The following is a 24,717-nucleotide window of genomic DNA, read 5'->3' as shown; positions in this document are numbered from 1 at the left end:
GATGGATCAGCAGCCTTGGACGATGACCGAGACGACACGCGCACAGCCCCCGGCCGTCCACGAGGAGATCCTCGGCTACTACGCGCGCGGCAAGGAGGACGCCCGCCTCAGAGAGGGCGGCGCACCCGCCGGCCGCCTGGAGTTCTGGCGCACCCAGGACGTACTGCGCCGCACCCTGCCCCCGGCCCCCGCACGCATACTCGACGTCGGCGGCGGCAGCGGCGTGCACGCGCAGTGGCTCGCCGAGGACGGGTACGAGGTCGAACTGGTCGACCCCGTACCGCTGCACGTCGCACAGGCGGCCCGCCTGCCCGGGGTGAACGCCAGGCCGGGCGACGCCCGTGCCCTCCCGGACGAGGACGCCTCCTACGACGCGGTCCTGCTGCTCGGCCCGCTGTACCACCTGCCCGAACGGGCCGACCGGGTAAGGGCGTTGGCGGAGGTGCGACGGGTGGCGAAGCCGGGCGGACCCGTGGTCGCGGCCACGATCAACCGCTACGCAGGCCTGCACGACCTACTCCGCGAGGAGCGCTACTTCGACCCCGCCCAGCGGGCACGCACCGACGCGGCGAGCACCGACGGCCGGCACGGCGCCGAGGGCGGCCTGTTCACTGTCGCCTACTTCGCCCAACCCACCGAGGTCCCCGCCGAGTTCACCGACGCGGGCCTGACCGTCGAGGGCCAGTACGGCCTGGAGGGCCTGGCCTGGCTGATGGGCGGCGTGGAGGACTGGCTGGACGCCCCCGACCGCCGAGAGATCGTCCTGGCCGCGACCCGCCGCATCGAGTCCGAGCCGACTCTCCTAGGCGCGAGCGGCCACTTGCTGACGACAGGCAGACGGCCCTGAATATCCCGGCACGGTACCGCGCCCCCTAAGGGGCGCGGGGAACTGCGCGACCAGCCCCCACCGGCGGAAAGCCGGCGACCGCACCCGAACACACCACCTACGCGGCCGTACCACCCGCATAGTCGCTGTTGAACGTCGTCTCAATCGTCGTAGCCACCGACTGAGCCACCCCCGTCCCGGTGAGGATGATCCCCAACTCCCGGTTGTTGGACAGCGAGTTGCTGCTGACGTTCATCGACCCGGCCTCAACCTCCTGCGTGGACAGGCCGTAGTCGGCGACCATCGCCTTGGCGTGGATGTAGAACCCGTTCGGGTCGGAGTACCCGACGACCTTCCCGCCCGCCGCCTTCACCGCGGACACCTCGCTGGAGTAACTGCTCGGCGACTCCAGCACCACCCGCACCGCGACACCCGCCTTCGCTCTCGCCACGATCGCGTTGACCACCGTGCTGTCGCTGAACTCCAGCTCCTCGACGTCGAGCGTCTTGGTGGCCGCGTTGATCACGGACAGCAGCCGGCTGCGCGAGTCGGTCGGCGACCACAGCAGGTGGTCCCCGTCGGTCGGCGTGATCGACGTCCCCGCGTAGTCCGCGTTGAACACCTTCTCGATCGCGGCGACATCGCGCGTGTCGTCCGTGAACACACCGTAGTCACGGCCGGTCGAGTAGTACTGCGAGGTCAGGTTCCCGGTCAGGACCAGCGACTTGGTGGCGTCGACCGTGATCGTCTTCTGGTGCGTGTAGACGAAGCTGGTGGGCGACCACGCCACGCCGACACCCGCGTTCGTCAGCGCGGTGTACGCCGAGTTGTTCGCCGACTTGTGCGCCTGGTCGAGAACCACCCGCACGGTGACGCCCTTGTTCTCCAGGGCTATGAGGTCGTTGACGGCCGTGGTGTCCTCCAGCTCGTACATGGTCATGTCGAGCGACGAGGTGGCCGAGTTGATGAAGTCGTAGATCGTGGGCTCGCTGCTGCTCAGCGAGAAGGCGAAGGCGGAGTAGCTCGCGGCGTTCGCGGGGGACGCGGTGACGAGCATGGCGGCGCCGGCCGCCACGGCGACACCCGCGCGGCCGAGGACCTTCCACAACATGCGTGACTCCTAGTCGAGTTGATGCCCACGTGGGGGGTGGTGAGCGTGGGCATGACACCACGCGCGTAGACCGGGAGGAAGAGGGCGATGGTGAACGGGGGATTACCGGTCGGCCGCACGGCCGGACAAAGGGGACTTCGCGCAGGTGGGAGCCGGTTCATGAGGTGCCCGTGGAATCGCAAAATCTTCGTAGGCCCGCTCTTGCGCAGCACCCTCTTCCCTCTTCCGCAGCCCCCTCTTCCCTCTTCCGCAGCCCCTCTTCCCTCTTTCGCGACCCCGTTCCGTGGAATGAAATGCTCCGTGGCAGTGATCGCTTCGGACCGGCCGAAGCGGCCCGACCCGTGAGGTGAGAGATGCGGTTCAGCACCCGGCCCACCCTCCAGGGCACCTTCGGCGTGGTGTCCTCCACCCACTGGCTGGCCTCTCAGTCGGCGATGGCGGTGTTGGAGGACGGCGGCAACGCCTACGACGCGGCCGTGGCGGGCGCGTTCGTCCTGCACGTCGTCGAGCCGCACCTCAACGGGCCCGCGGGCGAGGTGCCGATCCTGCTCGCGCCGGCCGGCGGCGAGGTACGGGTGCTGTGCGGTCAGGGCGTCGCGCCGGCCGGGGCGACGGTCGCGCACTACAAGGCGCTCGGCCTGGACCTCGTCCCCGGCACCGGCCCCCTCGCCGCCGCCGTCCCGGGCGCCTTCGACGCCTGGATGCTCCTGCTGCGCGACCACGGCACCAAGCCGCTCGCCGACGTGCTCAAGTACGCCATCGGATACGCCGAGGACGGCCACGCGCCCGTGGAGAACGTCGGCGCGACCGTCGAGACGGTACGGGAACTGTTCGAGACGGAGTGGACCTCGTCAGCGGACGTCTACCTGCCCGGCGGCCGGGCCCCGCGGCCCGGGGAACTCTTCCGCAACCCCGCCCTCGCCGCCACCTGGAAGCGCCTGCTCGCCGAGGTCGCCGGGGCCGGCGACCGCATCGCGCAGATCGAGGCCGCGCGCGAGGTCTGGCGCTCGGGATTCATCGCCGAGGCGCTGGTACGGCAGGCCCGGCGCCCCACCATGGACACCAGCGGCGAGCGCCACACCGGCACGCTCACGGCCGCCGACCTCGCCGGCTGGTCCGCGACCTACGAGAGCCCGGCGACGTACGACTGGAACGGCTGGACCGTGTGCAAGGCGGGCCCCTGGAGCCAGGGCCCGGCCCTGCTCCAGCAGCTCGCCCTGCTCCCGCCCGAACTGCCCGAGTACGGCTCCGCGGAGTACGTCCACCTGCTCGTCGAGGGCTGCAAGCTCGCCATGGCCGACCGGGAGGCCTGGTACGGGGACGCCGCCGAGGTCCCGCTGGGGGAGTTGCTGTCGCCCGACTACAACGCGGCCCGGCGCGTCCTCGTCGGCGACAAGGCCTCGTACGAACTGCGGCCCGGCAGCCCGGGCGGGCGCACCCCACGACTCAGCGCGCACGCGCACGTGGTCGTCACAAACGACCCGGGGTTCGACCCGATGGGAGCGGGCGAGCCGACGGTGGCCAAGCCGCCGACCTCACCGGTGCCGGGCGAGCCGGTGGCGGGAGGCGCGGCACGCGTGCGTACCGGCGAGCCGGTGGTGGAAAGCCCGGCACGCGTGCGTACCGGTGAGCCCGACGTCCGTGCCGACGGCGCCACCCGTGGCGACACCTGCCACCTCGACGTCGTCGACCGCTGGGGCAACATGGTCGCCGCCACCCCGAGCGGCGGCTGGCTCCAGTCCAACCCCGTCGTGCCCGAACTGGGCTTCCCGCTGGGCACCCGGCTCCAGATGACCTGGCTGGAGGAGGGCCTGCCGAACTCGCTGACGCCCGGCCGCCGCCCCCGCACGACCCTCACGCCCTCCATCGCCCTGCGCGACGGCGTCCCGGTCATGGCCTTCGGCACGCCCGGCGGCGACCAGCAGGACCAGTGGCAGCTGCACTTCTTCCTGGCCGTCGCCCTGCGCGCGCAGGTCCGCGGCGGCCTCGACCTGCAGGGCGCGATCGACGCCCCGAACTGGCACAACGACGGCTTCCCGGGCTCCTTCTACCCGCGCGGAATGCGACCGGGGAGCGTCACGGTCGAGTCCCGGATCGGCGCGGACGTGATCGAGGAGCTGCGACGGCGCGGCCACGACGTGACCGTCGGCGACCCCTGGTCGGAGGGACGGCTGTGCGCGGTGGCCCGGGACCCGGAGACCGGAGTGCTGTCGGCGGCGGCGAACCCGCGGGGGATGCAGGGGTACGCGGTGGGCCGCTGAGCAGGCACGACAGCCGGCCGACCACAGCGAAGGGGGGCTTTGGCCGCGCACTCCGATTTCATGCCGATTCCACCGGAAGTCCACCCATCCGGCGTGGGTTGTCAGTGGGGCGTGTTCTCATGGAGCCATGATCGTAGACACGGAAACCATCGAAGAGTTTCTGGCCCAGCACTCGGCCGACGTCGAGGAGGCGGTCCGGGAGGCCGCCGCGGCCGAGATCCTGCCCCGCTTCCGCCGACTCGCCGCGCACGAGGTCGACCAGAAGAGCGGCCCGCACGACCTGGTGACCGACGCCGACCGCCTCGCCGAGCGACGTCTCACCGAGGCGCTCGGCGCGCTGCTGCCCGGCTCGGTCGTGGTCGGCGAGGAGGCGGTGCACGCCGATCCGGCGACGTACGAGGCGATACAGCACGAGGCGCCGGTGTGGATAGTCGACCCGGTCGACGGCACGCGCCAGTTCGTGCGCGGCGAGTCCGGCTTCGCCACGCTGGTCTCGCTGGCGCACCACGGAGTCCTGCTGGCCTCCTGGACGTACGCCCCGGCCCGCGACCAACTGGCCACCGCGGTAAGGGGCCAGGGTGCCTTCCTGGACGGCGAACGCCTGCACGCCGGCTCGCCCGCCCCCGGCCGCGACCTCGAAGTCGCCACCTCCCACCCGGACTACACGACGGACGCCCAGAAGCGAGCCCTCCTCGGCCTCTGGACCGACGGCGTGTCCACCCGCCCCTGCGGCTCGGCGGGGCTGGAGTATCTGGCCATCGCCCGGGGCGAGTTGGATGCAACCGTTTTCAGTTGGGAGGCGGCTTGGGACCACGCGGCAGGCATCCTCCTGGTGGAGGAAGCCGGCGGCGCCCACCTCACCCTCGGCGGAGACCCCTTCCGCATCACAGGCGGCAACACCCTCCCGTTCACAACGGCCCGGGACGCGGCGACGGCGCACAAGGTGGCGGAACTGCTACGGCATGGTTCGATGTGACCCACCTTCAAGAGGGCCTCGCCGGGCCACCCAGGCACCCGGCATATCCTGACCCGGTGGCCGAAGGCTGACGAAGGGGTCGAGGTGCCGTCGATGCTCGATGCTGTCGTGGTGGGTGCGGGGCCGAACGGCTTGACGGCCGCCGTGGAACTGGCCCGCCGCGGCTTCTCCGTGGCCGTCTTCGAGGCACGGGACACCGTCGGCGGAGGCGCCCGCACCGAAGAGCTCACCCTCCCCGGCTTCCTGCACGACCCCTGCTCCGCGGCCCACCCCCTCGGCATCAACTCCCCGGCGTTCCGCGCCCTGCCACTGGAGCGGTACGGCCTGGAGTGGCTGCACCCCGAGCTGCCCATGGCGCACCCCTTCACCGACGGCACGGCAGCCGTGCTGGCCCGTTCCGTCGCCGAGACGGCCGCCTCCTTCGGCCCGCGCGACGCGGGCTCGTACCGCAGGCTGGTCGAGCCCTTCCTGCCCAAGTGGGACGTCCTGGCCCGGGACTTCATGTCCCTGCCGCTCACCGCCCTCCCGCGCGACCCGGTGACCCTCGCCCGCTTCGGCCTGGTCGGTCTGCCGCCGTCGACCTGGCTGAGCCGCCGCTTCCGCGACGAGCGCGCCAAGACCCTGTTCGCGGGCCTCGTCGCGCACGTGATGGCCCCGCTGAGCGGCTTCGCCACCGGCGCCATCGGCCTGGTCTTCGCCCTCGCCGCGCACGCCCGCGGCTGGCCGGTGGCCCGCGGCGGCTCGCAGTCCATCTCGGACGCGCTGACCGCGTATCTGAAGGACCTCGGCGGGCTGGTGCACACCGACTACGAGGTCAAGCGCCTCGACGACCTGCCGCCCGCCCGCGCGTACGTCTTCGACACCTCGCCCACCGCCCTGGCCCGTATCGCCGGGTTCGGCCGCTACTACGAGAACTACAAGTACGGCCCCGGCGTGTTCAAGGTGGACTACGCGCTGGACGGTCCGGTGCCGTGGACCGCCGAGGAGGCCCGGCGGGCGGGCACCGTGCAGATCGGCGCGGACAGCGCGGAGATCGGCACCGCCCTGCGCAACGCCTCGCGGGACGGACGGGCACCCGAGAGGCCGTTCATGATCACGGTCCAGCCCGGAGTGGTCGACCCCGGCCGCGCGCCCGAGGGCAAGCAGGTCTTCTGGGCCTACGGCCATGTCCCGAGCGGCTGGACCGGCGACCTCACGGACGCCATGGAGCGCCAACTGGAGCGGTTCGCCCCGGGGTTCCGCGACCGTGTCCTCGCCCGGGCCACGGCGGGCCCGGCCGAACTCGCCGCCCGCAACGCCAACTACGTCGGCGGTGACATCGGCTCGGGCGCGGTGAGCGGCCTGCAGACCATGCTGCGCCCCAAGCTCAGCCTGTCCCCGTACACCACCCCGCACCCGGCGGTCTTCATCTGCTCCTCGGCCACCCCGCCGGGCCCGGGAGTGCACGGCATGTCCGGGCACAACGCGGCAAAGGCGGTCTGGCGACGCCTTCGGCAGCAGGGGTAGCGCCTAGTCACCAAGGCAGAGTCATGAGAACAGCGCAGTGTGAAGGCTGAAGCGCGTTGAGTACCGTGCGCTCATGAGAGACCAGCGGCCACGACACCCCGACGTCTGCTTCTACTGGTCGGGCATGGCGCTCCACGGCTACGCGGACGCCACGGTCGACGCCGTCGAACGCCCCGAGCGGCCGGTACCGTCAGGCCGGGTACCCCGGCGCACCGCGCTCGCCGTCGCGGGCGGACACCGGAGCCTGCGGGGAGCGCTGTCGCTGACCGGCTTGGCCTGGGCGTACGACCTCCGCGGCGGGCTGTCGGGCCCGGGATCCTCTCCCTCAGGCCCCTGCCAGCGGCGCTCACCGCCCTCGGCCGCGGGCCTCGGCGTCGGCCACCCCCTCGCGCGACGGCTCGTCCGCCGCACATCCCCCACCTGACCTCTGTGTGAGGAACCCCCGCATGGAACCTCCCCCCACCCCCCTCAGATTCGGTTACGGCACCAACGGCTTCACCCACCACCGGCTCGACGCCGTCCTCGGCATCCTCGCCGACCTCGGCTACGAAGGCGTCGCCCTCACCCTCGACCACATCCACCTCGACCCCTACGCCGACGACCTCTCCCAGCGTCTGACCGCGCTGGCCCGGGCCCTCAACCGCTACGGCCTCGACCTCACGGTGGAGACGGGCGCGCCGTATCTCCTCGACCCCCGCGGCAAGCACCTGCCGACCCTGATGGCGGACCCGGACGGACGGCGAACCGACCTGCTGCAAAGGGCCGTTCGCATAGCCGCCGACCTCGGATCGCCCACCGTCCACCTCGGCAGTGGTCCCGCGCCGGGCGGTCTGTCGGAGGCGGAGGCGTTCAAGCGGCTCGCGGCCGGGCTCGGGACGGTGCTGGAGACCGCGGAGCGGTACGGCGTCGCGCTGGCCTTCGAGCCGGAGCCGTACATGTTCGTCGACACCGTGCAGCGCTGCCTGGTCCTGGCCGAACTCCTCGGCGGACACGAGCTGTTCGGCATCACCCTGGACATCGGACACGCCCACTGCGTGGAGGAACGGCCCCTGCTGGAGTGCGTCCGGCTGGCGGCACCGCGCCTGCTGAACGTGCAGATCGAGGACATGCGACGCGGCATCCACCAGCACCTCGAACTCGGCGCCGGCGAGATCGACTTCCCGCCGGTACTGGCCGCCCTGCGCGCCCTCGGCCACGACGGGCTGGTCTCGGTCGAGATCCAGGACGGCGCCCTGAACGCCCCCGAAGTCGCCCGCCGTTCCATCGAGTTCCTGCGCGCCGCGGCCGCGTGACGCGCGTAACCCCAGGGCCTCCCGTACGACCCGGACCACACCGGCGCGACGGAGGTGAAGTCGCCGCTGTCGGCTCTGGCTGGACTGGTATAGAGGCATTCATGACCCGCATCACGTTCGTCCAGGGCGACATCACGCAGCAGTCCGTCGACGCCATCGTCAACGCGGCGAACTCCTCGCTGCTCGGCGGCGGAGGCGTGGACGGCGCCATCCACCGCCGGGGCGGCCCGGAGATCCTCGCCGAGTGCCGCAGGCTCCGCGCCTCGCGGTACGGCAAGGGCCTACCCACCGGCCGGGCGGTCGCCACCACCGCCGGGAAACTGGACGCGCGGTGGGTGATCCACACCGTCGGCCCCGTGTACAGCCCGGGCGAGGACCGCTCCGAGTTGCTGGCCTCCTGCTACCGCGAGTCCCTGCGGGTCGCCGACGAACTCGGCGCCAGGACGGTCGCGTTCCCCGCCGTCTCCACCGGCGTCTACGGCTGGCCGATGGACGACGGCGCCCGCATCGCCGTGGAGACGGTGCGGGCGGCGGACACCTCGGTCGAGGAGGTCCGGTTCGTACTGTTCGACCAGCGGGCCTACGAGGCGTTCGCCGCGCAGGCCCGCTGAAGCGCTCCTCGAACGCTCGGCCGGTGCTCAGCCGTCGATGCGGTGCGTGCTCCAGAAGGACGTCAGGTCCGTGGTCGTGGCGGCCTGCGCGGCCGCCTTGAACTCGGCCGTCGTCGAGACGCCGTACCAGTGCGAACTCGCGTAGTCCTTCAGGAGTTTGGTCATGGCCGTGTCGCCGATGAGCCGGCGCAGGTCGTGCAGGGCGCACTTGCCGTAGCCGTAGACGACGGTGGAGTAGCGGGACGAGTGGGCGTCCCAGTAGGCCATGGAGTTGGTGATCTTCTCCGCCGACGAGGTCCACGAGACGCTGTTCCAGCAGCTCGTGCCGGTCTTGCCGAGGGCGAGGTCGGTGGAGTAGTCGGTGAACGCCTCGTCCAGCCAGGGGCTGTTGTACTCGTCGTCGCCGACGATGCCGTACCACCACTGGTGCCCGATCTCGTGCGTCAGCGCGGTCGTGCTGACGAGGTCGAGGACGAAGCCCGGGTATTCCATGCCGCCGAACCAGTAGTTGTTGTCGATCACCGCGTCCAACTCGCCGTACGGGTAGGCCCCGAAGCGACCCGCGTGAGCGTCGACCGCCGTCTTGGCGGTGGAGAGCATCGACTGCGCGTCGGAGGAGCTGATGCCCGACACCGAGTAGACGTTGACGGTCGTGCCGGCCGTCGAGGTGCCGGAGATCTTGCTGAACGGCCCGGCCGCCCAGGCGAAGTCACGCACCTTGGACGCGGTCGCCGTGGTGACGGTGCGTCCGCTGCTGCCGGGCGTGTCCACCGACGTGCCCGTCGCCGGGACCAGCAGGCTGCTCGGGTGGTCGAGGGTCACCTTGAAGTCGGCGGCCAGCGAGTAGAAGGACTCGCCGTTGTTGGTGTACGGGTCCAGATGCCAGCCCGAACCGTCCTTCACCGCGAGCACGGGCAGCGCGTTGCCGATGAAGCTGAACGCCCCGTCGTGCCCGAACCGGTCGGCGCCGCTGGGCACGGTGATGCCCAGGTCGAAGCCGATCGTCGTGCTCTGGCCCTGCGCGAGAGGTGTCGGCAGGGAGATCTGCAGCGCGGTGCAGCCGACGGACAGCGCACCGGCCGTACCGCCGCTGACGTTGGTGACCGTGATCGGCATCGCCGAGCAGGTGCCGTGGTAGTTGTCCCACAGCCGCAGATACACCTCGCTGAGCGCGGTCGAGGAGGCGTTGGTGAAGGTCGCGCTCTCGTGACCGGTCCAGACGGTACCGGCGGTGTCGCTGCTCAGACTGACGGTGTACGAGGGCGCGGCCGGCGTCCGCGTCGAGTCGGCCGGCGGGGTGGTGTCCCCGGACGTGTCGAGGGCGATGTCGTCGAGGACGAAGCTGGTCTGCAGGCTGGAGTCCTCGGTGCCGGTGAAGGCGAGACTCACCGTCTGGCCCGCGAACGCCGACACGTCGATCGACTTCTGCGCATAGCCGGTGGCCTTGTCGAGGTTCGAGTACGTGGCCAGCGTCGTGCTGCCGATCTTCGCCGTCAGCTTGTCGTACGCGGTCGACGAGGTCGTCTCGGCGGTGTCGATGTGCAGCCAGAAGGTCAGGGTCGCCTTGCTGCAGCCCGACGGGATCGTGACGCTCTGCGAGAGCGTGTCGGTGTGCGTGCTGCCGACGCCGTCCAGCCAGGCGAACGACGTGCCGCCGTGCGCGCTCTGCCCGGAGCGGCTGGTGATGACGCTCGTCGAGGACTGCGTCCACGGCGAAGTCCCGCTCTCGAAGCCGCCGTTGCCGACCACCTGGGCCGGCGTGCAGGCCGCTGCCGCGGCGGGCGGGGCGGCGGACGCGGGTAGGGCGGGAAGGGCGACTGCGGCCAGCGCGGCGACGGTCAGTACGCGCGCGGCGATGGATCTGTGGGGGGTCTTTCTCACGCGAAACTCCTTTGCGGCGACCGGGATTCCGGCCTGCTCGGCGACCTCCGCCCGGCCTGGGTGCGCCGGGAGCGGTCGTGGGCTGCGTGTATCGGTTGACCGGAGCATGCCATAAGAGCTGGTGCGAAGGGGTGAGTTCCGCGGTAGGTGGTGGACCGCGGCACGGCCTTCGCGGCTGCGGCGGATTCCCGGCAGCGGCTGCGGCAGGCCTTTGGCGGCAGGCCGTTGGCGACTGCGGGCGGTCCCAGGCGGTCACGGGGGGTCCTTGGCGACCACGGGCGGTTCTTTGCGACTACGGCTGGCCCTTGGCGACGGCGGCTGGCCCTTGGCGACGACGGCTGGTCCTTGGTGACGACCGCCGGTCCGATGCGGCCACGGCAGATCTCCTGGCGGCCGGATGGTCACGCAGCGGCTCGTCGCGCCAGGAGCGGTGGGGCGCGAACAGGGCGCGGCTGCGGCAGGCCGCCGGCGGCTTACGGCGGGGCCGTGCGGCGGTTACGGCCGCTCAGTTGCCGTCGCCGTCGCCGTCGCCGTCGCCGTCGCCGTAGGCGTCGCCGAAGCCGTGCCCGGCGCTCTCCCCCTGCGCGGTCTCGATGCCCGCGTGCAGATCGGTGGCTGCTTCCAGGGCCGCGGTCGCCGACAGGGCCACGCAGGCGAGGAGCAGGGCGGCCAGGGCGCGGGGGAACAGGTGGTGAGTGCGGGCGATGGTCGGGGCGGGGGCGAGGAGCGCGGTGACGCGGCGGGGGACCGGGCCCGCGGTGGCCGTGAGGGACAGGCGGGGGCGCGGCCGGGGACCCGCCGCACTCACGGCGAGCGCGGCCCGGCCGACCGCCCGGGCGGTGAGCGCGCGGTCGCCCGTCACGCGCGCGGCGCACTCGTCGGCCCAGCGCTCCAGGGCGTACGACAGCGGCGCGCGCAGCCCGCGCAGGGCCGGATGCAGGGCGGCGGCGAACTCGGCGGCGGCGAGGAAGACATGGTGGCGCCCGGCGAGGTGGGCGCGCTCATGGGCGAACAGCACCTCGCGCTCGGGCGCGCTGAGCGCGCGCAGCATCCCGGTGGTCACCACGATGCGGCCCGGCCGCCCGGGCAGGGCATACGCGTCGGGACCGTCGTCCTGCCGTACGGTGAGATCGCCTGCGCTCGCGTGATCGGCCAACTGCCCGTGTACGGCACGTAGTTCACGCACATGACGGCGGGCCCGGTGCAACACCAGGGCTCCGAGCCCGACGAGCGCGACCGCGGCCAGGACCGCGGCCGGCGCCGTGGCGGGCGAACCGTCGCCCAGCAGGTTCGGGGAGAGATGGCCCAGCGCGGCCACGAACGGCAGCCGGAGGGCGCCGTCGAGGGCCAGCAGCGTCAGCGCCGCCGTACTGGACAGGGCGAGGGCCAGAGCGAGGCAGGTCAGCGCCCAGGCGGCGGCCCGGGGCGGCAGCGACTCGGCGCCGCGCCGGGCCAGTGGCGCGGCGAGCAGCGGCACGAGCAGCGGAAGCCACACGGCGTAGATCATGCTGCCCCTCCCCTTCTGTCCCTGGAGGCCCATTCCCTGCCGACCAGCGTACGAGGCGCCACCGACAACGGGCTCCGCCTCACCGGGTGTCGTCCGCCGCCCCCGGCTCGCCCTCCAGGAGCGCGCGCAGCAGTTCCTCGTCCTCGGGGCTCAGGTCGGAGACGAAACGGGCCAGCACGGTGCGGCGGTCCTCGTCCTTGTCGAGTTCGGCGTGCATACGGCGGGCGGTGAGACCGTGGGAGTCCTGGACCGGGGCGTAGGCGTACCCACGGCCCGAACGCGCCCGGCTGACCACGCCCTTGGCATGCAGCCGGGTGAGGATCGTCGTCACGGTGGTCCGGGCGAGACCGCCGCCGAGCTCCAGCTGGACCGCGCCGGGCGTGAGCGGTCCGTCGGCGGCCCACAGCGCGGCCAGCACGCCCGCCTCCAGCTCACCCGCCGGTCGACGGTCCGCCCGGCCGTCGCCCGACTCGTCGATCTGCCCCTCGGGCATGGGAACGCTCCTCGGCTCTCATTCGTCTACAGTGCGGTAGACGGTCTACTTGACTGTAGTCGCTCGGTGCGGGTCCGTGCCCGCTCCGTCCATGTCCCAGTATGAGAGGGGCCGCCCATGGCAGCCGCACAGTTCGCCGTCGCACAGGCGGTGAACGTCCTGGACGCCAGATCCCTGCTGTCCGCCTACGGCGCGCTCGGCATCGCCGTCGTGCTGTTCGCCGAAACGGGCCTGCTGGTCGGGTTCTTCCTGCCCGGCGACTCCCTGCTGTTCACGGCCGGTCTGCTGTGCGCCGACGGCGCGGGCGGGTCCGTGCACCTGTCGCTGCCGCAGGTGCTGGTCGCGGCGGCGGTGGGGGCGTTGGCCGGAGCGCAGTTCGGGTACTGGGCGGGCCGTCGTGGAGGCAGGGCCCTGCTGGCCCGCAGCCGCGCGAGAAGACTGCACGAGGGCGCGGCACGCGCGGAGGAGCTCCTCACACGGTACGGCCATGCGAAAGCGGTGGTGCTGGCCCGCTTCGTCCCGGTGGTGCGGACGGTACTGAACCCGCTGGCCGGCGCACTCGACGTACCGCCGCGGGTCTTCACCGTGTGGCAGCTGACCGGCGGCCTGCTCTGGACGACCGGCCTGACCCTGGGCGGCTATGCCCTCGGGTCCTCGATCCCGAACGTCGACCACTACCTCCTCCCCGTGGTCGCCCTGATCGTCCTGGCCTCTCTCACCCCCCTCGCCCTGGAAGCCCGCCGCACTCGCGCCCGCCGCGCCTCTCCGGGGGCTTCGCGGTGACAGGGTCGGCAGGGCGATCGGCGTGAGGCGGGCGGCGGTGGACGACGTGGAGGCGCCGGGACGAGCGCGGCGAGGGCCATTGCTGCCGGCCCTCGTCTGCGCCCTGCTCTTCGCCGCCCTCGCCACCGCCGTGGGCGTACGGCACGGCACTCCGCTGCCCGGTGACGGCGCGGCTCACATGTGGGCGCTCCGGCACCGGCCGCCGGTCGCGGAGGCGCTCGCGCGCGGGATCACCGCGACGGGGACGGGGCCCTGGCCGTACCTGATCGTGGCGGTGGCCGGGCTGTTCGCGGGCCGCGGGGCCGACGGCCGCCTGAGAGCCGCCGTCGGTGCCCTGGCCGTGCTGTTCACCGGGCAACTGGTGCGCACCGGCTTCATGGAGCTGTTCGCCCGCCCCCGCCCCACCCGCACCGACTGGGCGACACACGCCTCCGGCTTCGCCTTCCCCTCCGGCCACGCCACCACCTCCGCCCTGGCCGCGGGCCTGGTGTGCTGGGCGGTCACCCGGCACACCCGCCCGGACCTCGCCCGTACGACCTGCGCGCTCGCCGTCTGCTGGGCGGTCGCCGTCGGGGCGACGCGGGTGTACCTCGGCGTGCACTGGGCCAGCGACGTCCTCGCCGGCTGGTTGCTGGCGGCCACCTGGCTGGGCCTGTGCTGGTGGGGCCTGACCAGGTGGCCGAGACCTGAGCCGTCGGAAGGCGACGGACCAACGGCCGACGCCATACCGCCGACGCAGTCACCCGAGACCTGAACGAACACATCCCGACCCCGCAGACCACGACCCGCCCGCCCCGTCAGCCGTGCCCCCGCTTCCCGACCGCCGAGGGCGCGGGCGCGACGTACGCGTAACCGTCGGCCACCCGGTGCCGCTGCCACCCGCGTGCGTACGACGGCGGACGGGCGGGACCGGTCGTCAGGAAGGCGACCGGCACGCGGTGGGCGGTGCGGGTGAGGCCCGCGGCGGTCGTGCTGGCGTCATGGCCGGCCGTGTACGCCGAGGCGCACCCGGCGGAGAAGGCGACGGGCACGGAATCGCCCCCGGTGAGCAGACACGGCGGGCGCACTCCGAGGCGGTGCAGCTGCGCGGCCGTGTCGGCCCAGACCCGGTGCGCGGCCGTCGTACGCGCCACCGTGGCCTCCAGCACCGCGAACTGCACGGCCAGATGACCGGCCACCCCGACGGCCACCAGCGTCACCGCGACCAGCCGCCACCGCCCCGTCGGCGCGGTCACGAGGTGGGTCAGCGCGTCCGCGACCGGGATCGCCAGCAGGGCGTACGCGGGCAGCAGGAAGCGGGGTGCCGCGTACCCGATGAGGAAGAGGTAGGGCACGGCCGCGGTCACGGCGCAGGCCAGCGGCAGCGCGGTGGCGGTCGTACGGCGGCCCCGTACCGCGATCACCAGCGCCCCGGCCGCGAGCAGCGGCAGGACGAACCACCAGGCGATCACCGGCGCGCTCGGCACGGCCCCGGTGCACGGCCGGCACAGCGCCCGTCCGCCCAGGCTGCGCAGTTGGTCGGTCACGGCGTCGTGCAGGCCGAGGCCGCCCTGGATGCGGGAGGCGGCGGACAGCCGGGCTCCGAGGCCGCCGTAGCGGACGTACGCCTCGACGATCCACTCGGCCGCGCCCGCCGCCAGACCGCCGAGCAGGGCGAGCGGCAGGCGCGGGCGGCGGTCGCGGAGGCAGAGGACGAGCAGCGGGACGGTGACCCAGACGGCGTCCGTCGGCCGCATCCACGCCATCAGCGCCGCGCCCGCGGCCAGGCCCCACAGCGGTCCGCGCCGGTCGCGTTCGCGGCGCGTGTGCAGGAAGAAGCCCACGGCGGCCAGGGCGCCCAGGGCCACCCAGTAGTTGGGCATGGCCTGGGGGCCGTAGAAGAGGGTGATCCACAAGGAGGCGAACAGTGCGCCGCCGGCCGCGAGGACCCCGGTCGGGAAGAGGCCGCGCCAGGCGCGCAGGGCCCAGTACAGGCCGAGACCGGACAGGAACGCGAGGTACACCCGCAGCAAGGGGGTCGACGACGACCAGGAGGCGATCGGGGCGACGAGCAGGCTGATGCCGCGGGCGCGCGGCGCGCTGAAGAACGCCGCCGGGGCGTGCCCGCTCACCTGGCTGACGTACACCGACTCGTCCCAACCGAGGCCCGCTCCGGGGCGCACCAGGACGAGTTGGAGCAGGGTGAAGGCGGCCGGCACGGCCATGAGCAGGCGGGTGGCGGGTGGCGGCCTGTGGGGTGCGTCGCGGCGGGGTGTCCGCGCCCATGACGGGGTGCGGCGGGTGGCTGCGCGCGTCCGCGAGAGCGCGGTCGTGCCCGCGTGTGCGCCTGCGGCGTCGGAGGCCCTTGCCATTGGCTCACCCTTCCGGGCCCTACAGTTTGTAGGGTTTGCGTTGTCGGCACACTACAACCTGTAGGTCGGACGGGGGTCGGAGGCGGGTAAGGGAGAGGTGCGAGTCGGTGACCGACGGACCCTACGCGCCGTAAGGTGGTGGCCATGGCAGGCACGACCCCTCGCGGCAGGGCCGAGCGGCGCAGCCCGGGCGAGCTGGAGAGCGCGGTCCTCGCCACGCTGTGGGCGACGGACCGGGCGCTGACTCCGGCCGAGATCCAGGCCGAACTCGGCGGCGACCTCGCCTACAACACCGTGCACACCATCCTGCGGCGCCTGCACGACAAGGGCCTCGTGCACCGGGACGCGGACGGTCGGCGCGGCGCCTACCGCCCGGTGAAGAACGCGGCGCAGATGACCGCCGAGGCCATGCACCGGGCCCTGGACCGGGGCCCCGATCCCATCGCCGCCCTGCAGCACTTCGTCACCGGCCTGAGCCCGGCGGAGGAGAAGGCTCTGCGCGAGCTCCTGGGCGAGAGCGACGGCTGACGAGCCGGCCTCACCCGATCGGCGTACCCCGAAGGGCGGCACCCGCCTCTCACCCCAAGGCTCGGACTGAGCCGACCGCGGGGGAGCGAGAAGGGATCACCGCCCATGAGCCAGGACGCACCGCGCAAGCCGAGGACCTCCGAGAGCGAGATCGGCGAACCCTGGATGGCCGATCGGCCGTCGCCCGCTCCGCGGGGTGGCGGCGACGGCTGGGTGACCGGCGGCGCCGTGTTCGCCGGTGTGCTGATGCTCTGCAACGGTGTCCTCGCCGTCCTCCAGGGCATCGCCGCGATCGCCGACGACGACGTGTACGCCCGTATCGGCACCTATGTGTACGAGCTCAACCTCACCGGCTGGGGCTGGATCCACGTCATCCTGGGCGCCCTGGTCGCCGCGACCGGCTACGGCGTGCTCAAGGGCGCCGCCTGGGCCCGTTTCGCGGGCATCCTGCTCGCCTCGCTCAGCCTGATCGCCCAGTTCCTGTTCCTGCCGTACGCACCGGTCTGGTCCGTCATCATGATGGCGATCGACGTGTTCGTGATCTGGGCCCTGGCCGCCCAGCAGGAGGCGACGGGGCGCCGCATGGCGTGACGGGGGCGGAGCGACGGCGCCGGCGGGTGCGGTGGGCGGGGCTCACAGGTCCGCCGAGTGCCACGCCCCCTCACACCCGAGACCGCACCACCGCCACCACCGCCGTCCCCCCAGCCAGCACCGCCGCCAGCGCCGCGTAGCCGTACGTCAGTGTTGTCGCCGCCGCGACCGCCGCAACCAGCAGTGGGCCGCCCGCGTCGCCCAGTTCGCGGCCCAGTTCCGCCGCGCCCATGGTCTGGCCGAGGCGTTCCTTCGGGGTCGAGGAGGCCAGGGACGCGAAGCCGAGGGGGGTGATCAGGCCCGTGCCGGCGCCGATGAGGGCCGCGGCGAGGAGTACGCCGGTCAGCCCGGGGAGCATCGCGCAGGCCAGCCCGGTGGCTGACAGCAACAGTCCGGCCGTCAGCCCTGTGCGCGCGGTCAAGGACCCCGCGTCCAACGCCCGCCCCGCCCGCGGCTGTACGACCGCGGCGCAGGCCGCCAGCACCGACACCGCCGCCCCCGTCGCCACTGTCCCGAGTCCCGCCGCCCGGCCCGACACGGGCAGGAAGCCGACCCCGACCGACAGTGCGGCCGTCGCTCCCGCGAGCGCGGCCGTCGGCCCCAGGAACGCCGGGTCCGCCAGCCGCCGCGCCAGGTCCAGGACCGTCTGCCGGGCCCGGGGGAGCGGCGGTACGACGGGTACGGCGGCCAGCGCCCACAGCGCCACGCCCGCGCCGAGCACCGCCAGCACCCCGAACAGCAGCCGCAGCCCGCCCGCCCACACCAGGACCCCGCCGAGCAGCGGCCCGAGCGTGTAGCCGATCGACTTGTAGAAGCCGTAACTCCCGAACGCTCGGCCCTGTTTGGCGGCCGGGTTCAACCGCGACACCAGCGCCGAGGCGGACGGCGAGAACGCCGAGGCCGCCGCTCCCTGCCCCAGGCGCGCGGCCCACAGCCACCCCGGGCTGTCCGCAAGGACGTACAGCGCGGACGCGACCGCGAACGCCACCAGCCCGCCCAGCAGCACCGGCCGCGCCCCGACCCGGTCGGCCAGCGTCCCGAACACCGGCTTCAGCAGCACCTCGGCGCCGTCGTACAGCGCGAGCAGTCCGCCGAGCACGAGCAGCGAGGTGACGGCGTCCTTCCCGGCGCCCCCGAGGTTCGCCGCGATGCCGTGCGCGCCGAAGGCCGTGGTGAAACCGGCGGCGTACAGGGGCCACATCTGCCGTCGCGAGGCGACGGACCGCTCACTCGCCCGCGTCACTGATCCCCAGCCGCAGATGCTCCACGTGGTAGACGGCCTGGTCGAGGAGTTCGGCGACATGGTGATCGTGCAGCGCGTACACCACCGACCGGCCTTGCCGCTCGCCCACGACCAGCCCCAGGTTGCGCAGCAGCCGCAGCTGGTGCGAGCACGCCGACTGCTCCATGCCCACCTCCGCCGCCAACTCCGTGGCGGGCAGCGGCCCCTCGCGCAGCCGCGCCAGGATCAGCAGCCGGGACGGCGTCGACAGGGCCTGCAGCGTGGTGGCCACCTTGGCGACATTGCCCGCGTCCAGACGTACGCGCTCGGTGGCGTCCTGCGCGGCGGTGACGGCTCCATGACCCATGGGGGCATCCTACCCATCGCACAGGAACATATGAACGATTGTTCATGTGGGCTGGGTGTGGATGCGCTCCGGGCGGGTGATCCGCGCCGCCCCAGTCCACGCCAGGTTGATGTCGGATTCTCGCCAGCCGGGCCCGGCCCGATCGTCGATGCTGGATCCATGCAGAACGGGATGCACACCGACCGAGAGCGCTGCGTACGCGCCGTCCAGTCCAAGGACGCCCGCTTCGACGGCTGGTTCTTCACGGCGGTCCTGACCACCCGGATCTACTGCCGGCCCAGCTGCCCGGTCGTACCGCCGAAGCCCGAGAACATGACGTTCTACCCGAGCGCGGCGGCCTGCCAGCAGGCCGGCTTCCGGGCCTGCAAGCGCTGCCGCCCCGACACCAGCCCCGGCTCCCCGGAGTGGAACCAGCGGGCCGACCTCGTGGCCCGCGCGATGCGTCTGATCGCCGACGGCGTGGTCGACCGCGAGGGCGTGCCCGGACTCGCCGCCCGCCTCGGCTACAGCGCCCGGCAGGTCGAACGCCAACTGCTCGCCGAACTCGGCGCCGGCCCCCTCGCCCTGGCCCGCGCCCAACGCGCCCAGACCGCACGCCTGTTGATCGAGACGACCCCGCTGCCGATGGCGGAGATCGCCTTCGCCGCCGGCTTCTCCTCGATCCGCACCTTCAACGACACCGTCCGCGAGGTCTTCGCCCTCACACCGAGCGAACTGCGCGCCCGCCTGCCGAGGACGAAGGCACTCACGGCCCCCGGTACCCCCGGTACCCCCGGCACCCTCACCCTCCGCCTCCCCTTCCGCAGCCCCCTCAACCCCGACAACCTCTTCGGCCACCTCGCCGCCACCGCCGTACCCGGCGTGGAGGAGTGGCTCGACGGCGCCTACCGCCGCACCCTCCGCCTCCCGTACGGCCACGGCATCGCGACCCTCACCCCCAGGTCCGACCACATCGCCTGCCGCCTCACCCTCAGCGACCTGCGCGACCTGCCCGTCGCCATCAGCCGCTGCCGCCGCATGCTCGACCTGGACGCCGACCCGGTCGCCATCGACGACCAGTTGCGCACGGACCCACTGCTCGCGCCGCTGGTCGACAAGGCGCCCGGCCGGCGCGTCCCGCGCACGGTCGACGAGGCCGAGTTCGCCGTACGGGCCGTCCTCGGCCAGCAGGTCTCCACGGCCGCGGCCCGCACCCACGCGTCCCGCCTGGTCCTCGCGCACGGCGACCCGGTCGAGGACCCGGAAGGAGGCCTCACCCACCTCTTCCCCACCCCCGAGGCCCTCGCCTCCCTCGACCCCGACTCCCTGGCGATGCCCCGCACCCGCCGCACCACCTTCACCACACTCGTACGCCAACTCGCCGACAGAACCGTCAACCTGGGCGTGGAGAGCGACTGGTCGGAGACCCGCGCCCGTCTCCTGGCCCTCCCCGGTTTCGGCCCCTGGACGGTCGACGTCATCGCCATGCGCGCCCTCGGCGACCCCGACGCCTTCCTCCCCACCGACCTCGGAATCCGCCGCGCCGCCCAGGAGTTGGGCCTGCCCTCCACCCCGGCGGCCCTCACGGCCCGCGCCGCCGCCTGGCGCCCCTGGCGGGCGTACGCGGTTCAGTACCTGTGGGCGACGGACGACCACCCGATCAACTTCCTGCCCGTATAAGCCCGTATGAGCCCGTGTGAGGAAAACCGGTGACACTCAAGCAGCACACTGTGATCGACAGCCCGTACGGCCCCCTCACCCTCGTCGCCGAGGACGGACTCCTGTGCGGCCTCTACATGACCGAACAGCGCCACCGCCCACCGGAGGAGACCTTCGGCGGCCGGGACGAGACCCTCTTCGCCGAGGCCGAGGAACAGCTGGAGGCCTACTTCAAGGGCGAGTTGAAGGAGTTCACCCTCCAACTCGGCCTGAACGGCACCCCGTTCCAGCGCACGGTCTGGGACCAGCTGCGTCGCATCCCGTACGGCGAGACCCGCACCTACGGCCAACTCGCCGACGCCCTCGGCAAACCCGCCGCCTCCCGCGCCGTGGGCCTCGCCAACGGCAGGAACCCGATCGGCATCATCGTGCCCTGCCACCGGGTGGTCGGCGCGAACGGCAGCCTCACGGGCTACGGCGGCGGCCTGGCCCGCAAGCAGCAGCTGCTGGACTTCGAAAGCGCGGCGGCCCTGTTCTAGCCGTCCGACGCACCGCCCAGCTCGCGCAGCAGCTTCGGCAGCGCCGTCCCGATGGGCTCCCGTACGACCTCGTCGGCGCGGTCGTCGTACGGTGTCGGCTCGGCGTTGACGATGACGAGCCGCGCGCCGTGGTCGGCGGCGACCCCGGCGAGCCCGGCCGCGGGCTGCACCTGGAGACTGCTGCCGACGGCGATGAACACCTGACAGGCCTTGGTGATGGCGACGGCCTCACCGAGCACGACGGGATCGAGCCGCTCGCCGAACATGACGGTGGCGGACTTGAGGATCCCGCCGCACTCCAGGCACGGCGGATCGTCCTCGCCCGCCTCGACCCGGGCGATGGCGTCCTCCATCGGCCCGCGCGCATGACACCCGGTGCACACGTAACTCCGTGCGCTGCCGTGCAGTTCGAGCACCTTGCGGGCGGGCATCCCGGCGAGCTGGTGCAGCCCGTCGACGTTCTGCGTGATCACCCGCACGGGCACGCCGGACCTCTCCAGCCCGGCGACCGCGAGGTGCGCCGCGTTGGGCTCGGCCTTCAGCGTGCGGTTCCCGCGCCGCATCTGCCAGGACCGCCGCCGGATCTCCGGATCGCCCATGTAGTACTCGTACGTCACCAGTTTCTCGGCCTCGGGATCCTTCCGCCACAGCCCGCCCGGGCCGCGGTAGTCGGGGATGCCGGAGTCGGTCGAGATGCCGGCGCCACTGAGGATGGCGACGAGAGGCCTGTTCATGGGGCCGAGGGTAGGACGGGCCGGGGGGAGGGGCTAATGGATATCGGCGGGCGGCGGCCGATCACAGGTCCAGGTCCACCCGCCGCCCGTTCTCCAGCTCCGCCGTGCCCGAGCCCTCGGCCAGGACGTCCAGCGCGGCCAGGATGCGGTCGCCGAAGGGGCCGGGGAGGTAGTCCGGGAGGTCCTCGCGGGCCACCAGCCGCCAGGACAGCAGCTCCTCCTCCTGGAGGCGGATCGCCTTGAAGTCGTCCTCCGTGAGGACTCCACCGTCGTAGAGGTACGCCACCAGCGGCGGCCAGCCCGGGCGGTACACCCAGTCCACCGCGAGCAGGCGGCCGAGCCTGCGGTCGAGGCCGATCTCCTCCAGCGTCTCGCGGTGCGCGCCCTGGCGCGGGGTCTCGCCGCCGTCGGACTCGATCGTGCCGCCCGGAAGCGCCCAGCCCTCACGGTAGTTGGGCTCGACGAGCAGCACCCGGCCCTCCGCGTCGCGGAAGAGGGCGGCGGCACCGGAGAGGACGCGGGGCAGACCCGCGATGTACGCGGCGAATTCTTCGGAGCTGGTCATCCAGGAAGGGTAACCAGCTTCCGCAGCCGTCCCTCCGACTCACTCCCCGGTTCGGGGAAGTGGCAGATCAGGCTCAGCCAGGGTGCCTCCTCCAGCGCCATGCGGACGTACGACACCTCCAGGTCGCCGACGACCGGGTGCCGGTAGCGGCGGACCGAGGAGCGGAACTCGACGACGTCGTGCTGCTCCCACAGCGCCGCGAACTCCTCGCTCGTGGCGAGGAGTTCGTCGACCAGCTCGGTGAAGCGCGGGTTGTCCAGCTCGTACGCCGCCTGCTGGCGCAGCAACCCGGCCAGCCACCGCGCCTCCGCCTCCCACTCGGGCATCAGGGCACGCACCCGGGGCTCGCGGAAGAGCAGCCAGACGCTGTTCAGCTCGCGGCGCGGGCGGTCGAGCAGGGCGCTGCCGAGGATCTCCTCCTGGGCGCTGTTCCAGGCCAGGACGTCGAAGCAGCGGTCGATCACGAACGCCGGGTTGGGCAGGAGCGTGTCCAGGAAGCCGCGGACCGCGTGCGGCACGTCGAGGGAGCGCTCGGCCGGCTTCGGGGCGGGCAGGCCCGCGAGCCGGAACAGATGGGCGCGCTCGACCTCGTCCAGCTGGAGCGCGCGGGCCAGGGCCAGCAGGATCTGCGGCGAGACGTTGATGTCGCGGCCCTGTTCCAGCCAGGTGTACCAGGTCAGACTCACCCCGGACAGCAGGGAGACCTCCTCCCGGCGCAGCCCCGGGGTACGGCGACGGCCTCCGGGCGGCAGTCCCGTCCCCTCGGGGTCGGCCCGCTCGCGTCGGGACCGCAGGAAGGCGCCGAGCGCCTTGCGGCCGGGGTCCGGTACTGGTGTCGCTGCCACCAGTAAATTCTGCACTCTTCAACCGGCACGGGCACGGGCGGAGGGTGGAAGGGACGCGGATCTCGCGAACCGCGCATCCCCTGAACTCCCAGCCGAAAGGCGGCCCTTGTGCCCCGTACCGTTCTCATCACCGGCGTCACCGGCGGCGTCGGCTCCGCCGTGGCGCGCAGGCTGCACGCCGACGGCTGGACGGTGTACGCCGCCCACCGCAGGCCCGCGGACGCGGACGCGCTGCGAGGCGCCGGCTTCACGCCCGTCCGGCTCGACCTCACCGACGAGGAGTCCGTCCAGGCCGCCGCCGAGGCGATCGGGCCGCGGCTCGACGGGCTCGTCAACAGCGCCGCGATCATGGGGCAGGGCCCCGTCGAGCTGACGCCGTCCGAGGCATGGCGGCGGCAGTTCGAGATCAACGTGATCGGACAGGCGACCGTGATCCGCGCCTTCCTGCCCGCCCTGCGGTCGGCGGGCGGCCGTATCGTCAACATCGGAGCCGTCTCCGCCCGCGTCCCGCCGCCCTTCTTCGGCCCGATCGCCGCCTCCAAGGCCGCCCTGTCGGCGCTCACCCAGGCGCTGCGCATGGAGGTACGGCACCAGGGCGTCAAGGTCAGCCTGGTCGAGCCCGGCGCCATGGACACCCCGATCTTCGCCACTGCCGACAAGGCGAGCGCCGAGCTGGGCTGGGCCGGGAGCGCGCACACCCAGCGGTACTACGCCCGCGCCCTGGACGCCGTACGGGAGACGGCCGCGCGGCAGACACTCGGGCCCGTCGCCCCGGCCGTCTCCGCGGTCGTACGGGCGCTGACCGCGCGGCGGCCCGCCCCGCTGTACACGACCGGACGGGACGGGCGGGCTCTGGCGGCGCTGCGGTTCCTGCCGGACCGGCTGCGGGAACGGCTCGTGCTGCGGGCGATGGGGGTCACGGCCGGGGTGTTCGGGGACGCGGGCTAGGGATCGGGCTTCGCCTCGGCCAGCCGTACCGTCCGCTCCGACAGCTCGCTGATGTGCACCCCGTCGAAGCCGAAGACCGCGCTGCGGACGGTGTCCTCCAGCGGCTCCTTCCACTGCGCCGGGATCGCCTCCGCTCCGGTGAGCACGCCCGCCACCGAGCCCGCCGTCGCGCCGTTGGAGTCGGTGTCGAGGCCGCCGCGGACGGTGAGCGTGATGGTGCGGGTGAAGTCGCCGTCGCCGTACAGCAGGCCCGCGGTGAGCACCGCCGCGTTCGGGATGGTGTGGATCCAGCCGAGCCCGGCGGTCTCCTCGGCGACCGTGGTGAGCGTGTCCTCCCAGGTCATCCGGGTGTCGTGGAGCGAGACGACCCGCCGAACCGTGCGGGCCAGGCGGCTGGAGGCCGGGACGACAGCCAGCGCCTGGTCGACCGCGTGCCGGACCGTCGGCGCGGTGAACGCCGCCGAGATCAGCGCGGCCGCCCACATCGCGCCGTACACCCCGTTCCCGGTGTGCGACAGCACGGCGTCCCGGCGGGCCAGCGAGGCGGCGCGGCGCGGCAGGCCGGGGCAGGTCCAGCCGTAGATGTCGGCGCGGATCAGGGCGCCGATCCACTCCTGGTAGGGGTTGTCGTAGGTGGCGGTCAGCGGCGGCTTGAGGCCGTTCGCGAGATTACGGTACGCCGCCCGCTCCGCCGTGAAGGTCTGCAGGTACGGCAGTCTCAGCAGCCACAGGTCGCCCACCTGCTCGGTGCTGAAGCCGAAGCCGTGCGTCTCCAGCAGGTCCAGGCCCAGGATCGCGTAGTCGACGTCGTCGTCCCGGCAGCTGCCGTGGATGCGCCCGCGCACGCACTGGCGCCACTCGGGGCGCAGCTCGAAGCCGTCGCTCTCGTCGGCGGGCTCGGGGAGGTAGTCGGTCAGCGGCAGGGCGGCGGCCTGCCGGAGATAGCGGTCGATACGGTCCCGCGTCCACAGGTCGCCCTGCTCGACCGGCTTGCCGAGCATGTTGCCCGCGATCCGGCCGAGCCAGCCCCCGAGGACGCGGTTGGCGAGCTCTGGCTCGGTGCCCACAGGGGTCATAGGACCGGTTTACCCGATTCCGGGGGCGCCCGCGCGGGTTTTGGGCGTCCGCACAGGCGCCTGACA

25 protein-coding genes are annotated in these 24,717 nt (G+C 72.9%); 14 read left to right on the top strand and 11 right to left on the bottom strand.

The window, feature by feature from the left end:
* The first annotated feature begins 22 nt into the window (after positions 1-22).
* Positions 23-847, top strand: a complete 825-nt coding sequence (locus MQP27_RS08985; RefSeq protein ID WP_242763411.1) for a class I SAM-dependent methyltransferase — start codon at positions 23-25, stop codon at positions 845-847.
* Between the two features lie 97 nt (positions 848-944).
* Here MQP27_RS08985 and MQP27_RS08980 read toward each other — a convergent pair whose 3' ends face one another.
* Positions 945-1,937 carry a phospholipase D-like domain-containing protein gene (locus MQP27_RS08980; RefSeq protein WP_242763409.1) on the bottom strand — a complete coding sequence of 331 codons (993 nt, stop codon included), beginning with the start codon at positions 1,935-1,937 and terminating at the stop codon, positions 945-947.
* A 353-nt stretch (positions 1,938-2,290) separates the two neighbouring features.
* On the opposite strand from MQP27_RS08980, the gene MQP27_RS08975 reads away from it, so the two are divergent.
* The 6 genes from MQP27_RS08975 to MQP27_RS08950 all read left to right on the top strand — a co-directional run bounded on the left by MQP27_RS08975 (position 2,291) and on the right by MQP27_RS08950 (position 8,583).
* Complete coding sequence (locus MQP27_RS08975; protein ID WP_242763407.1) at positions 2,291-4,198, top strand: gamma-glutamyltransferase family protein; 1,908 nt, start codon at positions 2,291-2,293, stop codon at positions 4,196-4,198.
* A 127-nt stretch (positions 4,199-4,325) separates the two neighbouring features.
* Positions 4,326-5,174, top strand: a complete 849-nt coding sequence (locus MQP27_RS08970) for an inositol monophosphatase family protein (protein WP_242763405.1) — start codon at positions 4,326-4,328, stop codon at positions 5,172-5,174.
* A gap of 93 nt (positions 5,175-5,267) precedes the next feature.
* Positions 5,268-6,680: a phytoene desaturase family protein gene (locus tag MQP27_RS08965; protein WP_242763403.1), complete on the top strand. Its 1,413-nt coding sequence runs from the start codon at positions 5,268-5,270 to the stop codon at positions 6,678-6,680.
* A gap of 73 nt (positions 6,681-6,753) precedes the next feature.
* Positions 6,754-7,104, top strand: coding sequence for a UbiA prenyltransferase family protein (locus MQP27_RS51610; RefSeq protein ID WP_372511147.1), 351 nt, complete (start codon positions 6,754-6,756; stop codon positions 7,102-7,104).
* A 22-nt stretch (positions 7,105-7,126) separates the two neighbouring features.
* Positions 7,127-7,972 carry a sugar phosphate isomerase/epimerase family protein gene (locus tag MQP27_RS08955; protein ID WP_242763400.1) on the top strand — a complete coding sequence of 282 codons (846 nt, stop codon included), beginning with the start codon at positions 7,127-7,129 and terminating at the stop codon, positions 7,970-7,972.
* A gap of 101 nt (positions 7,973-8,073) precedes the next feature.
* Positions 8,074-8,583, top strand: coding sequence for an O-acetyl-ADP-ribose deacetylase (locus tag MQP27_RS08950; protein ID WP_242763397.1), 510 nt, complete (start codon positions 8,074-8,076; stop codon positions 8,581-8,583).
* 27 nt (positions 8,584-8,610) lie between these two features.
* On the opposite strand, the gene MQP27_RS08945 is transcribed toward MQP27_RS08950, so the two are convergent.
* From MQP27_RS08945 to MQP27_RS08935, 3 genes are all read right to left on the bottom strand, one after another.
* Complete coding sequence (locus MQP27_RS08945) at positions 8,611-10,464, bottom strand: M1 family metallopeptidase (protein ID WP_242763395.1); 1,854 nt, start codon at positions 10,462-10,464, stop codon at positions 8,611-8,613.
* Between the two features lie 505 nt (positions 10,465-10,969).
* Entirely contained in the window at positions 10,970-11,971 is a 1,002-nt protein-coding gene (locus tag MQP27_RS08940; RefSeq protein ID WP_242763393.1) for a M56 family metallopeptidase, read from the bottom strand.
* Positions 11,972-12,050: 79 nt separating this feature from the next.
* Positions 12,051-12,464, bottom strand: a complete 414-nt coding sequence (locus tag MQP27_RS08935; protein ID WP_242763391.1) for a BlaI/MecI/CopY family transcriptional regulator — start codon at positions 12,462-12,464, stop codon at positions 12,051-12,053.
* Positions 12,465-12,581: 117 nt separating this feature from the next.
* On the opposite strand from MQP27_RS08935, the gene MQP27_RS08930 reads away from it, so the two are divergent.
* Together MQP27_RS08930 and MQP27_RS08925 are read left to right on the top strand one after the other, a co-directional pair.
* Entirely contained in the window at positions 12,582-13,247 is a 666-nt protein-coding gene (locus MQP27_RS08930) for a DedA family protein (protein ID WP_242763389.1), read from the top strand.
* Between the two features lie 37 nt (positions 13,248-13,284).
* Positions 13,285-14,001 carry a phosphatase PAP2 family protein gene (locus MQP27_RS08925; protein ID WP_242763387.1) on the top strand — a complete coding sequence of 239 codons (717 nt, stop codon included), beginning with the start codon at positions 13,285-13,287 and terminating at the stop codon, positions 13,999-14,001.
* Positions 14,002-14,044: 43 nt separating this feature from the next.
* On the opposite strand, the gene MQP27_RS08920 is transcribed toward MQP27_RS08925, so the two are convergent.
* The gene (locus MQP27_RS08920) at positions 14,045-15,598 is read right to left on the bottom strand and encodes a hypothetical protein (RefSeq protein WP_242763385.1); all 1,554 of its coding nucleotides are present in this window, start codon (positions 15,596-15,598) and stop codon (positions 14,045-14,047) included.
* Positions 15,599-15,742: 144 nt separating this feature from the next.
* Here MQP27_RS08920 and MQP27_RS08915 point away from each other — a divergent pair, with 144 nt between their 5' ends.
* Entirely contained in the window at positions 15,743-16,126 is a 384-nt protein-coding gene (locus tag MQP27_RS08915) for a BlaI/MecI/CopY family transcriptional regulator (RefSeq protein WP_242763383.1), read from the top strand.
* A 105-nt stretch (positions 16,127-16,231) separates the two neighbouring features.
* Entirely contained in the window at positions 16,232-16,717 is a 486-nt protein-coding gene (locus MQP27_RS08910) for a DUF7144 family membrane protein (protein WP_372511146.1), read from the top strand.
* 70 nt (positions 16,718-16,787) lie between these two features.
* Here the strand turns inward: MQP27_RS08910 and MQP27_RS08905 are convergent, their stop codons facing one another.
* Both MQP27_RS08905 and MQP27_RS08900 read right to left on the bottom strand, forming a co-directional pair.
* Entirely contained in the window at positions 16,788-17,918 is a 1,131-nt protein-coding gene (locus tag MQP27_RS08905) for an MFS transporter (protein ID WP_242763651.1), read from the bottom strand.
* A gap of 25 nt (positions 17,919-17,943) precedes the next feature.
* On the bottom strand, positions 17,944-18,306 hold the full coding sequence (locus tag MQP27_RS08900) for an ArsR/SmtB family transcription factor (protein ID WP_242763380.1): 363 nt from the start codon (positions 18,304-18,306) through the stop codon (positions 17,944-17,946).
* A 159-nt stretch (positions 18,307-18,465) separates the two neighbouring features.
* On the opposite strand from MQP27_RS08900, the gene MQP27_RS08895 reads away from it, so the two are divergent.
* Entirely contained in the window at positions 18,466-19,965 is a 1,500-nt protein-coding gene (locus MQP27_RS08895) for an AlkA N-terminal domain-containing protein (protein ID WP_278195761.1), read from the top strand.
* A gap of 29 nt (positions 19,966-19,994) precedes the next feature.
* Entirely contained in the window at positions 19,995-20,483 is a 489-nt protein-coding gene (locus MQP27_RS08890) for a methylated-DNA--[protein]-cysteine S-methyltransferase (RefSeq protein ID WP_242763377.1), read from the top strand.
* On the opposite strand, the gene MQP27_RS08885 is transcribed toward MQP27_RS08890, so the two are convergent.
* From MQP27_RS08885 to MQP27_RS08875, 3 genes are all read right to left on the bottom strand, one after another.
* On the bottom strand, positions 20,480-21,217 hold the full coding sequence (locus MQP27_RS08885) for an SIR2 family NAD-dependent protein deacylase (RefSeq protein WP_242763376.1): 738 nt from the start codon (positions 21,215-21,217) through the stop codon (positions 20,480-20,482). The two genes, MQP27_RS08890 and MQP27_RS08885, sit on opposite strands and share 4 nt — an antisense overlap.
* Positions 21,218-21,278: 61 nt before the next feature.
* Positions 21,279-21,782, bottom strand: a complete 504-nt coding sequence (locus tag MQP27_RS08880; protein WP_242763373.1) for an NUDIX domain-containing protein — start codon at positions 21,780-21,782, stop codon at positions 21,279-21,281.
* Complete coding sequence (locus MQP27_RS08875; RefSeq protein WP_242763370.1) at positions 21,779-22,627, bottom strand: helix-turn-helix transcriptional regulator; 849 nt, start codon at positions 22,625-22,627, stop codon at positions 21,779-21,781. Before MQP27_RS08875 ends, MQP27_RS08880 begins: the two co-directional genes overlap by 4 nt.
* A 108-nt stretch (positions 22,628-22,735) precedes the next feature.
* On the opposite strand from MQP27_RS08875, the gene MQP27_RS08870 reads away from it, so the two are divergent.
* Positions 22,736-23,575, top strand: coding sequence for an SDR family NAD(P)-dependent oxidoreductase (locus MQP27_RS08870; RefSeq protein ID WP_242763367.1), 840 nt, complete (start codon positions 22,736-22,738; stop codon positions 23,573-23,575).
* Here the strand turns inward: MQP27_RS08870 and MQP27_RS08865 are convergent.
* A complete protein-coding gene (locus MQP27_RS08865) occupies positions 23,572-24,651 on the bottom strand; it encodes an ADP-ribosylglycohydrolase family protein (protein ID WP_242763364.1) in 1,080 nt (359 codons plus the stop codon). The two genes, MQP27_RS08870 and MQP27_RS08865, sit on opposite strands and share 4 nt — an antisense overlap.
* Positions 24,652-24,717 lie beyond the last annotated feature (66 nt).

This window comes from Streptomyces cylindrosporus (genome assembly GCF_022698165.1).
Lineage (GTDB): Bacteria > Actinomycetota > Actinomycetes > Streptomycetales > Streptomycetaceae > Streptomyces > Streptomyces cylindrosporus.
This window is presented reverse-complemented; position numbering and strand designations above follow the sequence as displayed.